Annotated in this window: 13 protein-coding genes; 5 read left to right on the top strand and 8 right to left on the bottom strand. The window is 62.7% G+C overall.

Translation table 11 applies throughout. The features are described 5' to 3' along the window. Positions 1–57 precede the first annotated feature (57 nt). The 4 genes from ACR0NJ_RS11640 to meaB form a co-directional block, all read right to left on the bottom strand. Positions 58–531, bottom strand: a complete 474-nt coding sequence (locus tag ACR0NJ_RS11640) for a copper chaperone PCu(A)C (protein ID WP_480817293.1) — start codon at positions 529–531, stop codon at positions 58–60. A gap of 39 nt (positions 532–570) precedes the next feature. Beyond that, on the bottom strand, positions 571–960 hold the full coding sequence (locus ACR0NJ_RS11635) for a hypothetical protein (RefSeq protein WP_480817292.1): 390 nt from the start codon (positions 958–960) through the stop codon (positions 571–573). A gap of 365 nt (positions 961–1,325) precedes the next feature. After that, a complete protein-coding gene (gene rpmB, locus ACR0NJ_RS11630; protein WP_480746174.1) occupies positions 1,326–1,613 on the bottom strand; it encodes a 50S ribosomal protein L28 in 288 nt (95 codons plus the stop codon). A gap of 234 nt (positions 1,614–1,847) precedes the next feature. Next, positions 1,848–2,819 carry a methylmalonyl Co-A mutase-associated GTPase MeaB gene (gene meaB / locus ACR0NJ_RS11625; RefSeq protein ID WP_480817291.1) on the bottom strand — a complete coding sequence of 324 codons (972 nt, stop codon included), beginning with the start codon at positions 2,817–2,819 and terminating at the stop codon, positions 1,848–1,850. 173 nt (positions 2,820–2,992) lie between these two features. Between meaB and hrpB the strand changes: the two genes are divergently transcribed. From hrpB to ACR0NJ_RS11610, 3 genes are all read left to right on the top strand, one after another. Continuing rightward, on the top strand, positions 2,993–5,446 hold the full coding sequence (hrpB, locus tag ACR0NJ_RS11620) for an ATP-dependent helicase HrpB (protein ID WP_480817290.1): 2,454 nt from the start codon (positions 2,993–2,995) through the stop codon (positions 5,444–5,446). Between the two features lie 121 nt (positions 5,447–5,567). Beyond that, positions 5,568–6,026, top strand: a complete 459-nt coding sequence (locus tag ACR0NJ_RS11615; protein WP_480817289.1) for an NUDIX hydrolase — start codon at positions 5,568–5,570, stop codon at positions 6,024–6,026. Between the two features lie 90 nt (positions 6,027–6,116). Continuing rightward, positions 6,117–7,595, top strand: a complete 1,479-nt coding sequence (locus ACR0NJ_RS11610) for an inorganic phosphate transporter (RefSeq protein WP_480817288.1) — start codon at positions 6,117–6,119, stop codon at positions 7,593–7,595. A 9-nt stretch (positions 7,596–7,604) separates the two neighbouring features. Here ACR0NJ_RS11610 and ACR0NJ_RS11605 read toward each other — a convergent pair whose 3' ends face one another. From ACR0NJ_RS11605 to ACR0NJ_RS11595, 3 genes are all read right to left on the bottom strand, one after another. Beyond that, complete coding sequence (locus ACR0NJ_RS11605; RefSeq protein WP_480817287.1) at positions 7,605–8,579, bottom strand: 2-dehydropantoate 2-reductase; 975 nt, start codon at positions 8,577–8,579, stop codon at positions 7,605–7,607. 58 nt (positions 8,580–8,637) lie between these two features. Then, positions 8,638–9,621: a pirin family protein gene (locus tag ACR0NJ_RS11600; protein ID WP_480817286.1), complete on the bottom strand. Its 984-nt coding sequence runs from the start codon at positions 9,619–9,621 to the stop codon at positions 8,638–8,640. A gap of 111 nt (positions 9,622–9,732) precedes the next feature. Beyond that, positions 9,733–10,575, bottom strand: a complete 843-nt coding sequence (locus ACR0NJ_RS11595) for a phytanoyl-CoA dioxygenase family protein (RefSeq protein WP_480817285.1) — start codon at positions 10,573–10,575, stop codon at positions 9,733–9,735. 198 nt (positions 10,576–10,773) lie between these two features. Between ACR0NJ_RS11595 and ACR0NJ_RS11590 the strand changes: the two genes are divergently transcribed. Both ACR0NJ_RS11590 and ACR0NJ_RS11585 read left to right on the top strand, forming a co-directional pair. After that, entirely contained in the window at positions 10,774–11,253 is a 480-nt protein-coding gene (locus ACR0NJ_RS11590; RefSeq protein ID WP_480817284.1) for a twin-arginine translocation pathway signal, read from the top strand. Positions 11,254–11,259: 6 nt separating this feature from the next. Then, positions 11,260–11,853 (top strand): ferric reductase-like transmembrane domain-containing protein, encoded by a 594-nt coding sequence (locus ACR0NJ_RS11585; RefSeq protein ID WP_480817346.1) that lies wholly within the window; start codon positions 11,260–11,262, stop codon positions 11,851–11,853. A gap of 24 nt (positions 11,854–11,877) precedes the next feature. Here the strand turns inward: ACR0NJ_RS11585 and ACR0NJ_RS11580 are convergent, their stop codons facing one another. After that, positions 11,878–12,225 (bottom strand): 5-carboxymethyl-2-hydroxymuconate Delta-isomerase, encoded by a 348-nt coding sequence (locus ACR0NJ_RS11580; RefSeq protein ID WP_480817283.1) that lies wholly within the window; start codon positions 12,223–12,225, stop codon positions 11,878–11,880. Between the last annotated feature and the right edge of the window lie 9 nt (positions 12,226–12,234).

The following is a 12,234-nucleotide window of genomic DNA, read 5'->3' as shown; positions in this document are numbered from 1 at the left end:
AAGCCCGGCCTGACGCGTGGATGACGGCCGCTAAGCGGCCCAAAGACAGGCGTGGCCTCAGTTCGAATGCCCGCCGTGGCCATCTTGGTCGTGACGCTCTAGGTCAACCGGGATCTCTACTTGAACCTCGCCCGCCTGTTCGAAGATCAGCGTGACGGGCACGGTCGCGCCCTGTTCGAACGGCTGGGTCAAGCCCATGAACATTACGTGATCCCCACCGCGTTTCAGGCTGTGGGCCTCCCCTGCGGGAATCACAAAGCCTTCCTCGACATGCACCATCTGTGCAACGCCGTCGTCATTGATTTTATGCGTATGCAACTCGACCCGCGCCGCGGCGTCCGATGTGACGCCGATCAGGCGATCATCGGTCTCACCCTGATTTTCGATGATCATAAAGGCGGCCCCGGCCTTGGCGGCCTTGCCGCCAGAGCGGGCATAGGCGTCATCGACCACGATGGGGCCTTCGGCAAAGGCGGGAACGGCCAGCGTGACAGCGGCCAGGGTTGCAAGCAGAGTAGTTTTGAGGAACATCGTGCCTCTCCTGTATAACAGTTTGAAATTTGGGTGTTTTCAAACCGAAACAGGCGGTGCGCGCGCAGGTCTTTTGGGAATCGGCAGCGCGATCAGGTTTCCGGTGTTCCGCACCGGCGTAGGCAGGGCCTGCTGCGGTTTCTCGGGCAAAAGCGTTGGTGGCGCAGCAAGCGCCCCGAGCAGAAACAGCGCATAGTCCGGACAGTAATGAGGCGCACGCGTCGGTTGCCCTTCCCGGTCCATATAGACCACAACAGGCCCCGTCCCGGTGCACAGCACCATCTGGCCGACAGCATTGTTGACCCCGCGCGATGCGGCAATGCCCTGTCCTGTCACAATCAACAGAAGCGACAGCGCAAAAGGTAGAATTTTGGCGAACCCGGTTTTCATCCTTCGGATGGTATAGGCCCGGACATCAAATGGCTTCAAGCGCCAAACCGTCGCGCTTGAAGCCGTTTTTCAGTAGTCTATGCCCCGCCGTTTGACCGAGCCTTTTGTAAGGCTTGTATGCGACCGGTTCACCCATCTTTGCATCCGGTTACAGGTCGTAAACGTGTTGCGGTACAGCGACGAAAGCACGGTAAAAAAATTGAAACTCTTAAATGTCATTTATTCGCCCCGTCAATTGAGTGCTCTCAGTTTGGCCCAAGCGGCGGGGCGGCGTCTGTGAACAACGTCACGAAACGCCAACTTTTGTTCAAAAATTACGAACAATCGAAAAAGGCTTGGTCGCCATAACGAAAAAGCCCTGCGCCAAGGGGGCACAGGGCTAAAATTCAATAAGTGCGAAAGGCTTAGGCCGAGGCTTGTGCCTTGGCGATTTCTTTCTTCACTTTCAGCGCGTTCGTGGACAGGTCCTCGTCCTTGGCTTTGGCCAGGAACGCGTCCAGACCACCGCGGTGGTCCACCGAACGCAGCGCAGCCGCCGAGATGCGCAGCTTGACGCCACGGCCCAGGGTTTCCGACTGCAGGGTAACGTCGTTCAGGTTGGGCAGGAAACGACGACGAGTTCTGTTTTTGGCGTGGCTGACATTGTTGCCAGTCATCGGGCCTTTTCCGGTCAGTTCGCAACGGCGCGACATGGTTTCTTCCTTTGTTTCTGGAGGCCGGGCAAACCGCCCGCGGCCAAATCACAAGGGGCGCAACCCGAAGTCGCGCCCGAAAACTGGTTGGATGCGTGTAGTGGGAATCGCCGGAAGGGTCAAGACGGATCGCAGGAATTCTTCGACATTGGTCTTTGGCATGGAAATGGCCCTTGCGGGCCATGCCTCCGGCGGGAGTATTTGGGAAAAGATGAAGGGGTTGTGGTGCCTTTGTCAGGTGAGGCTCGCCAGCATCTTCTTCGCGGCGGCTCCGGGGCTGATCTGGCCTTTTGACACCTTTTCGTTCAGCGCCGCCAAATCGGCTTTGGCCTGCGCCGTTTCTAGCTTTGCCAACAGGGCGTGGCGCACTTCTTGCTCGAACCAGTATTGGGCTTGCGCCGCGCGGTTTGTAGCCCAGTGCCCGGCCTCGCGCCGCCATTCGGTGAGGGTCTGCATTTCGGTCCATGCATCAGTCAGGCCATGTTCCTCAACCGCCGAGACGGTCATAGCTTTGGGAAACCCCTCCGGATCCTGCGACCGTTTGCGCAGCAGGCGCAGCGCGCCCGCGTAATCGGCGCAAGTGCGGGTGGCTGTTGCCTTCAGGTCTCCGTCCGCCTTGTTGATCAGGATCATGTCGGCCATTTCCATGATGCCGCGCTTGACGCCCTGTAGCTCATCCCCTCCGGCGGGGGCCAGAAGCAGAAGGAACAGGTCGGACATCTCGGACACCACAGTTTCCGACTGGCCGACCCCAACGGTTTCGATCAGGACCACGTCATACCCCGCCGCTTCGCAGAGCGCGATGGCTTCGCGGGTCCGGCGGGCGACGCCGCCCAGGTGGGTTTGGCTGGGGGAAGGACGGATAAAAGCGTTCTTATCGCGACTCAGGCGCTCCATCCGGGTTTTGTCACCCAGAATCGAGCCGCCAGACCGGGCCGAACTGGGGTCAACCGCCAGAACCGCAACGCGCAGACCCTGCCCTGTCAGCATCATCCCGAAGCTTTCGATGAAGGTGGATTTGCCGACCCCCGGCGTGCCCGACAGGCCGATGCGCAGGGATTGCCGGTCAGATTGCGACAGGAGGGCCAGCAACTCGGCTGCCTGCGCGCGGTGGTCTGCGCGGCCGCTTTCGACCAGCGTGATGGCGCGGGCGAGCGCACGGCGCTCTCCGTTCAAAATCCTGTCACTGAGGCTATCAATGTCCATGTCGACCCCGATTTGTTGCGACACGCCTACTTGCCGCCGCCGGGGGGGATTTGTCCAGCCCGCACGGGTAGCGAAATCTTCCATACACAGTGTGTGCCGGAGTCTGTTGCTGCTGATCCTCATGCGAAACAGGGGCGCTAGACCTCGGCTACCACTTGACGGATAAAGCCGTAATGACGCACCGCCTGCCCATCGACGACGCCATGCCTGAGCTTTTGGCCGTGCTGAAAGCCCATGGCCGTGCAGTGCTGCAAGCCCCTCCGGGCGCGGGGAAGACAACGCAGGTGCCTTTGGCGATGCTCGAGGCTGGCCTATGCGACGGCAGGATCGTGATGCTGGAGCCCCGCCGTCTAGCCGCGCGGGCGGCGGCGGAACGCATGGCCGAGACCTTGGGCGAACGCGCCGGGCAGACCGTGGGCTATCGCGTGCGGGGCGATGCGAAAGTGTCAAAGGCGACACGGATTGAGGTTGTGACCGAGGGTATCCTGAACCGAATGCTGCAATCCGAGCCCGACCTGCCCGGCATTGGCGCGGTGATTTTCGATGAATTCCACGAACGCTCACTGAACGCCGATCTGGGGCTGGCGCTGTGCCTTGAGGTTACCGAGGCGCTGCGCGATGACCTGATCCTTCTGGCGATGTCAGCGACGCTTGATGCGGAACCCGTGGGCCAGTTGATGCAGGCCCCACTGGTGACGTCCGAGGGGCGCAGCTACTCGGTGGAAACGCGCTGGCTGGACCGGCCAATGGGCGCAACGGCCCGGCGCTTGGATGCGCTTGTCGATCTGGTGGTGCAGGCCGAGCATGAAACGCGCGGCATCGGCGGCGGTATGTTGGTGTTTTTGCCGGGCGAGGGTGAAATCCGGCGGGCCGAGGCCGGGTTGACCAGCCGCCTGCCGCAGGATTGCGCCCTGCGGCCCCTCTTCGGGGCCCTGCCCTTTGCCGCCCAGCGCGCGGCGATTTCCCCGGTGGAAACCGGGCGCAAGGTGGTTCTGGCGACCTCGATTGCCGAAACCTCACTGACCATTCCCGACATTCGGGTGGTTGTGGATATGGGACAGGCGCGGCGGGCGCGGTTCGATCCCGGCTCGGGCATGTCACGGCTGGTGACCGAACGGGTCACGCGGGCCGAAGCGACTCAGCGCGCGGGACGCGCGGGGCGGGTGGCCGAAGGAGTTTGCTACCGGCTGTGGTCCAAGGGCGAAGACGGAGCATTGGCCGCCTATCCGCCTGCCGAAATCGAAGCGGCGGACCTGACAGGGCTGGCGCTGGAACTGGCCCTGTGGGGCGCAGATGCGGGCGATCTGGCCTTTCTGACCCCGCCGCCCGAAGGCGCGATGGCCGAAGCGCGGGCGTTGCTCGGGATGCTCGGCGCGCTGGATCAACACGCCCGGATCACCGATCACGGGCGGGCCTTGGCCGCGCTGCCGCTACATCCGCGTTTGGGGCATATGCTCGTGACGGCGGGCGCACAGGCCGCCCCCCTCGCCGCGCTGATGGCCGAGCGGGACCCGTTGAAAGGTGCTCCTGCCGATCTGTCGCTGCGGATGGAGGCCCTGCGCGACCTCCGCGCGTTTCAGCGCAATCGGGTCTGGCAGGTCAACGCAGGCGCGATCGACCGGATCAAGGCCGAGACCAAACGGTTACGCACACAGGCCGGGGGCGCGTCCAGCGACCTGAGCGTTGCGGCAATGGCGGCACTGGCCTATCCCGACCGCATCGGGCAGCGGCGCAAGGGGGATGAACCGCGTTACGTGCTGTCGGGCGGCAAGGGCGTTGTACTTGACAGCGGGGATACGTTGGCTGCCGCGCCTTATATGGTGGTGGCGGATACGGATGGCAATCCGCGCGAGGCGCGGGTTCGGATGGCCGCCCACATCTCGGAGCGTGAGATCAGGGATCTGTTCGCCGATCAGATCGAATGGGTTGATACCTGCGACTGGTCCAAACGGGAGCGGCGCGTGATTGCCCGGCAGCAAGAGCGGCTGGGCGCGATCACCTTGGCGGACCGCATCTGGAAAGATGTGCCCGACCAGATGGTTGCGCAGGCCATGTTGGACGGCGTGCGCGATCTGGGGCTGCGGCTGGACGGGGCAGCGGCGCGGCTGGCAGCCCGTGTAGAACTGGTGCGCGCCGATGGGGTGGACCTGCCGGATTTTTCGGAAGTCGGGCTGATGGCCGATCTGGAAGACTGGCTGCTTCCAATGCTGACCGGAGTGCGCAACGCCGAGGACTGGAAGCGGTTCGATCTGATCCCTGCGCTGCGGGCACGGCTGGACTGGGCCCAGACGCAGGAGTTGAACCGCCTCGCGCCGGGCGCATTTGAAACGCCTCTGGGGCGCAAGGTGCCGATTGACTACAGCAGCGCTGCCCCCGAGATTTCCGTGCGCCTGCAGGAAATGTTCGGCGTCACCCGCCATCCGACTGTCGGTGGCGCACCGCTGAAAATCACGCTGCTGTCCCCTGCGCAGCGCCCGATCCAGATCACCCGCGACCTGCCCGGATTCTGGGCCGGATCTTATGCGGATGTTCGCAAGGACATGCGGGCACAATACCCCAAACACCCCTGGCCCGAAGATCCCACACAGGCCGATCCCACGCTGCGGGCCAAGCGCCGGCGCGACTGACGTAAAATTGCCGAAAATCTGGACGTAACTTGTTAATTACTAACGGTTTCATTGTAAAAACTGCATTTCATAGTTATTTCTTACTTACATGAAATAACACACCGGCCTGAACACAAGATACATGATGTCTGCGCTGAAAAAAATCTGGCATGAGGTCGGCAGACCTCTGTTTCTGCGCCCCAGACGGGTGCAGTTTGCAGCCCTGTGTACCCGGGAAAACGGGCCGGAGCAGGAGGTGTTGCTGGTCACCAGCCGGGAAACCAAGCGCTGGGTTATTCCCAAAGGCTGGCCCATTGACGGGCTGGACGGGGCCGAAGCGGCCCGGCAGGAGGCCTGGGAAGAGGCAGGCGTGCAGGCGGCGGAAGTCGAAAAAGAGCCTCTGGGTCAGTACACTTACGACAAGATCCTCAAGGACGGCTCGGCGCAGCCGGTCCTTACCAGCGTCTACCGTATCCATGTCCGCGAACTGTCCGACACCTTCCCCGAAGTGCATGAGCGCGAGCGGTGCTGGGTGTCACCCCAGATCGCCGCCGAACGCGTGGACGAGCCGGAACTGCGCGCGCTGCTGCATCAAATATAGCCATCCGGGTCGCGATTAAGCGCCATTGCGGTTGCCTCCGGGCGTGGAAACCGATAGCGCCAGATGTCAATCTGAAAGATCGCAGGAAAGATGCCGGATACCCGTTTGAAATCCCGCTGGCAGGCGCTGGACAATGACTTGAACCGCATCTCGCGGGTCGAGTCGGCGAACTCGCATGTCTCGCGCCCTTTGTTGGCGCCCGGGATGGCAATGGTCTTCATGGCGCTGGCCGGGCTGATGGCTGCGGTGCTGTTCGGCCAGGCGCATGGCAGCCTGATCGTGATCGCCGCGGCGGCCTTTGGGGCCTATATGGCGATCAATATCGGTGCCAATGACGTTGCCAACAACATGGGCCCGGCGGTCGGCGCCAATGCAATGTCCATGGGCGCCGCGATAGTAATCGCCGCCGTTGCGGAAAGCGCGGGCGCGTTGCTGGCGGGCGGCGACGTGGTTGCGACGATCTCGCAGGACATCATTGATCCCGCCTCGGTGCAGAACAGCTCGGTCTTCATCTGGGCGATGATGGCAGCGCTGATCTCCTCGGCCCTGTGGGTCAATCTGGCGACGTGGGTCGGCGCTCCGGTTTCGACCACGCACTCGGTTGTGGGCGGCGTCATGGGCGCGGGCATCGCCGCCGCAGGCCTGGGCGCGGTGAACTGGAGCACGATGGGCACGATTACCGCCAGTTGGGTGATCTCGCCCATTCTCGGCGGTGTGATCGCGGCGGGTTTTCTGGCGCTGATCAAGTCCAGAATTCAGTATCAGAACGACAAGATTGCTGCCGCCCGGTTCTGGGTGCCTCTGCTTGTTGCCCTGATGGCGGGGACATTCACCACCTATCTGGCCGTCAAGGGACTGTCGCGGATTGTGTCGGTCGAGCTTGCAACGGCGGCTCTGATCGGGCTGGTCGCCGGTCTGATCACCTGGGCCGTCACCGGCCCCTGGGTTCGACGAAAATCCGAAGGGTTGGAGAACCGCACCCGGTCCCTGAAAACCCTGTTCGGCCTGCCGCTGGCGGTCTCGGCCACGCTGCTGAGTTTTGCGCACGGGGCCAATGACGTGGCCAATGCGGTCGGACCTTTGGCTGGCATTGTCTATGCGGCGAAATCCGGCGGCTTTGCGGCGCAGGTCGCCATTCCGACATGGGTGATGATCATCGGCGCGTTCGGCATCTCGTTTGGCCTGTTCCTGTTCGGGCCCAAGCTGATCCGCATGGTGGGCAGCCAGATTACACGGCTGAACCCGATGCGCGCCTTTTGCGTGGCGCTGTCGGCGGCGATCACCGTGATTGTCGCCAGTTGGCTGGGGCTGCCGGTCAGTTCCACCCATATCGCCGTCGGGGCCGTGTTCGGCGTCGGGTTCTACCGCGAATGGCATCTGGAACGGCGCTGGAAACTGACCCACCATCAGCGCCCTCCGGGTCACAGGCTGGCGCGGGAAGAGCATCAACGGCGCAAGCTGGTGCGGCGGTCGCATTTTATGACCATTGTGGCGGCCTGGATTGTCACCGTGCCCGCCACGGCGACCATGTCGGCGGTGATCTTCTGGATGCTAACCGCCTTTGCCTGACTTCGGTGCTCACGGCCTGATCTGATCCGGCGTCAGAGACGTCTCGGGCGCGTGTTTGATCAGGTCCGACACCCGGACACAAAGTGGCGTCGGCGTCCCGGTTGACTGCCCGAGACGTATGACCTCACCCTGCAAGCAGTCGATTTCTGTGGGACGGCCTGCCGAAAGATCGTACGCCATCGACGTGCGGGCAGTTGGATCAATGGTCAGCATGCGCGCGGCAACGCGGGTGAACAACGGCGTCGGCAGACGCAGGATATGAGGCGTCATCCAGGCAGGCAGCGGCGTGGTCGACGCGACGGGGTGTTCGGCGGCTTTCAGAACGGTCAAAGCCTCGGCCATCTGATCTGCCATAAGGTGCCGCCATGTGCGGTTGAGCAACTGCTCAACCAGCGTCAGCCCTGACAGGGCATTGAGCGCGTTGTTGAGGTTGATGACAAGCTTGCCCCATTGCACCGCCTCGATCTCATCGCTTTCCGTCACCGGCAGGTCGGGGTTGTCGAGTTGTTTTGCCAAACCACCGGGACCCGACTGGATAACGATATCCCCCGACGTGGCCCGGTGATAGGTCGCCGCCTCGGTCGGCACCACATTGAAGGGCACCATCCCCGCGCGCACGTCACGCCCCGGCAGGGCAGCAAGCAAGATACGCGCGTTCTCCATGCCGTTTTGCCAAGACAGCACCGGCGCTGTGTCCGGCGCGTTGGCGGCGATCAGCTCGGCCATACCCGGCGTCGCGACGGATTTAACCGTCACGATGACCAGTTCGGCAGCGCCAAGGCTAGTGGGTTCTTCATCAAGGGTCAGATTGTCAGCAGGCACTGAGCGGCTCAGACCCGAGAAATCCGTCAGCGTTAGCCCGTGCACCCGGATCGGGTCCAGCACATGGGCGCGGCCCAGCAAAGTCACATCATGACCCGCATGCGCCAGCAAGCCCCCGCAGTAGCAGCCAATGCTGCCTGCGCCCGCAAACACGATCTTCATGGCGACCCTCCTCACCTGATGGAAGGATCGCCGGGAATTCACTATCGCGCAAGTAAGGTTAACCCTGACCTGACAGTGCGGTTTTTGCCAGCCGGGGCTTGGTGCGCGCCAGCTCATCCGAGATGGGAATGAACTCCTGATCGTCGCCGGGCGGCAAATGGAAGGCCCCGTTGGCCCAATCTGCCCCTTGCCATTCACGTGTGGCAGTTTCGATCTTCTCCTTCGAGGATGAGACGAAATTCCACCAGATATAGCGATCTTCGTTCAGCGTCGCCCCGCCCAGAAGCATCAGCCGAGCCCCCAAAGGCCCCGCTTTGGCCGAGAGCCGATCGCCGGGGCGAAACACCATCATGCGGCCCGTTTCGAAAGTATCCCCGGCGATTTCAATCGAGCCTTCGGTGACATAGACGCCGCGATCCTCGTGATCGTCGGGCAGTGGAAACGATGCGCCGGGGTCCAGTTGAACGTCCAGATAGAAGGTTTCCGACAGCATGGTCACCGGGCTGTTCTCGCCATAGGCCGAGCCAAGGATTAACCGCGCGCTGACGCCTGTGTCTTGAATATGGGGCAGCGCGCCCTGTTTGTGGTGTTCGAAATCGGGGGCCATATCCTCATGCGCTTCGGGCAGCGCGATCCAGGTTTGGATACCGAACAGGCTGTGCTTTTTGCCTCGGGTTTCGTCGCTGGTACGTTCGGAATGGGTGACGCCACGCCCGGCGACCATCCAGTTCACCTCACCCGGATAGATCATCTGATGAGTGCCGAGACTGTCGCGGTGTTCAAACTCGCCCTGATACAGGTAGGTGACGGTGCCCAGCCCGATATGGGGGTGCGGGCGGACGTCGATACCGCCTTCGGTGATGAACTCGGCCGGGCCCATCTGATCGAAGAAGATGAACGGCCCCACAAGCTGGCGCTTGACCGAGGGCAAAGCGCGGCGCACCTCGAACCCGCCCAGATCGCGGGCGCGCGGGATGATCAGCGTGTCCAGCGCCGGGTTTTCGGACACGCATTCGGGGCTGTGGGTGGGGTTCCAACTCATGCCTGTTCTCCAAAATCCTGTGGGGCCGTAGCCGGTCCCTGTTCATGATTGCAAATGTAGAGCATGTTATTTGATTGAAAAGTGCGCCACCGCACACATCAGGTGCAGGCGCTATGCCTGCTCACGCGGCCAGAGCTGCGGGAAAAACGGCCCCGAAATCCGGTCGCCCTCGCGATACCCTGCGGCCTCAAACTGGGCGCGCTCGTCTTTGGCCCAGTCCCCGCGATAGCGGATCACGCCGTCCGGCGCGGTCATTCTGAGGGTGAACCGGCGCACCGTCTCGGTCGGCGTGGTCGAAGACAGCCCTCCATGCAGGGTGCGCATGTCGAAGAAAATGCAATCGCCGGGTTCCATATCCCATTGCAGCAGATCATAGGCACCGGGATCGGCGTTGACATCGGGGGGCGGGTGATAGGTCTGCCCTGCAACCTCGGTCGGTTCATAGCTGGGATGCCCATCGGCAAACCGCACGCGCATGAACAGCTTGTCCCACAGATGCGAGCCCTTCACGAACGCGATGCCGTTTTCTTTGCTCACGGGCTCCAGCGGCAGCCAGAGCACGCACATCGTGCCTTCGAAATCGAAATAGGACAGGTCCTGATGGAAGGGCGGGCGCGAGGTCGATCCGGCCTCGCGCAGAAACCAGTTATCCATGACGAGGTTGATCGACGGGGCACCCAGCAGTTCGGCGGCCAGCGGCGCGCAGGGGGAGTGGCGAACAAAGCTGGTGAATTGCGGGATTTTGTCCCATGCCCAGTAATCCTCGAAATAAGCCGGGGCGCGCGGGTCTTTGGTGTGACGGGTGAAGTTATCCGTGGGGTGCGCGAGATCGGCGTCGATGCCCTTGCGCAGCAGGTCCAGCCACTCGGCCGAGAATTTCGATCTGAGGACAACCGCCCCGTCCCGCTGAAATGCGGCGATGTCTTCGGGGGCGATGTGGTTTTGCATTGTCATGGGCTGACCTTTGGCATGATCCAAAGGATGGCATCCCGGCCCGCGCGGCGTCAAAGAATTTCGGTCGGATTGCACGGGTGGGCGCGGGGTCGCAATTCTCTGCCGGTGCGATCTCGGAATCCGCGGAAAGCGTGCTATCTTGGACAGTGGACGCCGCAGACTGACCCGAATGGATTACCTATTGCAGGAGGTCGCCCGATGACTGGATCGCTTTTCTCCCGCCGTTCCGCGATTGCCGCGGGAACTGCAGCAGTGGCCACCGGCCTTTGGGTTCCGGCGCGCGCGGCGGGGCTTGAGCCAACGCCGACAATGCGGGGCGGGGCCAACAACTATCGCCCCGGCGCGCCGATTGTCGAACGGATCGGCGGCGGCGGGTTCTGGATGACGGGCACGGTGCGGCGCGCGGGTGACGGAGCCCCCCTGCCCGGTCAGCGCATCCAGATCTGGGCGCACACCACCGAAGGGCATGAACGCGATCAACGCAGCCATGGGGCGACGCTGACCGATGCCAATGGCGCCTTCCGGTTGGAGATGCCGCAGATTGTGCCCGCCTTTGGGCAGGCGCATGGGCATCTGGCCTATGACAGCGGCGATTTCGAGACGGTGTTTCTGCGGCCTGTTATGGCCAGTTCGAAAGACACGACGCTGGCCGCGCATTTCGTGTTGCAGCCTGTCTGATTGGTGCTGCGCAATGGCCTGATCTGGGGTGCGGTGGTCGTGGCCGTCTTAGTGCCGGTCATCGCGGCGGCGTTCAGCCCTTTGCTGGCGTGGCGGCAGCCGGTTTATATCGTGGCCGGGTTTGCCGGGATCATTGCGATGGGGCTGTTGCTGATGCAGCCCTTGCTGGCGGGGCGTTGGTTGCCGCTGTCTGCGATGGTTAGCCGCCGCTGGCATCGGGTCTGCGGGCTGGCGTTGATCGCGGCGATTGTGACCCATGTGGTCGGGCTGTGGCTGACCAGCCCGCCGGATGTTATGGATGCGTTGCTGTTTGTGTCCCCCACGCCGTTTTCCGTCTGGGGTGTGAGCGCGATGTGGGCCGCGTTTGCCGCCGTGTTGCTGGGGGTTTACCGGCAGCGGTTCGGCGTGCGGTTTCGTTTGTGGCGTCTGGGTCATGCCGGGCTGGCGGTTGTCACCATATCGGGCAGTGTTGTGCATGCGCTGCTGATCGAGGGCACGATGGAGGTTATGACCAAGGTGGCACTGTGCGGGCTGGTTGTGTTGGCCAGCGTCGCGACGGTGGTCAGGCTTCGCATCTGGGAGACGGGGCGGCGCAGCTGACTACGGATGCGCCGCCGGGGCTGGCTATGCTCTGGCCAGCCTTTTGGCATAAGACGCGCGGTTCATCTGAACGTCCTGCACCGTGATGCTGCCGACCTGCGGCAGGGCGTTGGCCAGAACCTCCAGAACAAGAGCGTTGAGCGCCGTGCGCGTGGCCTCGTCACGCCCCTGCATCAGCAGGAGCGTGGCGTGGACAAAGCTTTGGGGCTCGGACCCGGTGCGGGAATACGCGACCGGGGTGGCGCGGATTTTGATCGTATCGGCGTCGAACTCGGGATGATCGGCCAAGACCGAGAACAGCCGGTCGCAGAGGGCCTGAACATCATGGGTCTGTTCGATCTCTTTCGAGAATTCTAGTGTCACATGGGGCATGGTGCGGTC

It is taken from the genome of Ruegeria sp. F11, assembly GCF_056533855.1.
Note: the sequence above shows the minus strand (reverse complement) of the source record. Positions and strands in the feature narration are given on the sequence as shown.

Bases quoted from the DNA above. Each gene is read 5' to 3' on its own strand.
- ACR0NJ_RS11640 (WP_480817293.1), bottom strand. From the start codon at position 531: ATGTTCCTCAAAACTACTCTGCTTGCAACCCTGGCCGCTGTCACGCTG.
- rpmB (WP_480746174.1), bottom strand. From the start codon at position 1,613: ATGTCGCGCCGTTGCGAACTGACCGGAAAAGGCCCGATGACTGGCAAC.
- meaB (WP_480817291.1), bottom strand. From the start codon at position 2,819: ATGGACATTGATAGCCTCAGTGACAGGATTTTGAACGGAGAGCGCCGT.
- hrpB (WP_480817290.1), top strand. From the start codon at position 2,993: ATGACGCACCGCCTGCCCATCGACGACGCCATGCCTGAGCTTTTGGCC.
- ACR0NJ_RS11615 (WP_480817289.1), top strand. From the start codon at position 5,568: ATGATGTCTGCGCTGAAAAAAATCTGGCATGAGGTCGGCAGACCTCTG.
- ACR0NJ_RS11610 (WP_480817288.1), top strand. From the start codon at position 6,117: ATGCCGGATACCCGTTTGAAATCCCGCTGGCAGGCGCTGGACAATGAC.
- ACR0NJ_RS11605 (WP_480817287.1), bottom strand. From the start codon at position 8,579: ATGAAGATCGTGTTTGCGGGCGCAGGCAGCATTGGCTGCTACTGCGGG.
- ACR0NJ_RS11600 (WP_480817286.1), bottom strand. From the start codon at position 9,621: ATGAGTTGGAACCCCACCCACAGCCCCGAATGCGTGTCCGAAAACCCG.
- ACR0NJ_RS11595 (WP_480817285.1), bottom strand. From the start codon at position 10,575: ATGACAATGCAAAACCACATCGCCCCCGAAGACATCGCCGCATTTCAG.
- ACR0NJ_RS11590 (WP_480817284.1), top strand. From the start codon at position 10,774: ATGACTGGATCGCTTTTCTCCCGCCGTTCCGCGATTGCCGCGGGAACT.
- ACR0NJ_RS11580 (WP_480817283.1), bottom strand. From the start codon at position 12,225: ATGCCCCATGTGACACTAGAATTCTCGAAAGAGATCGAACAGACCCAT.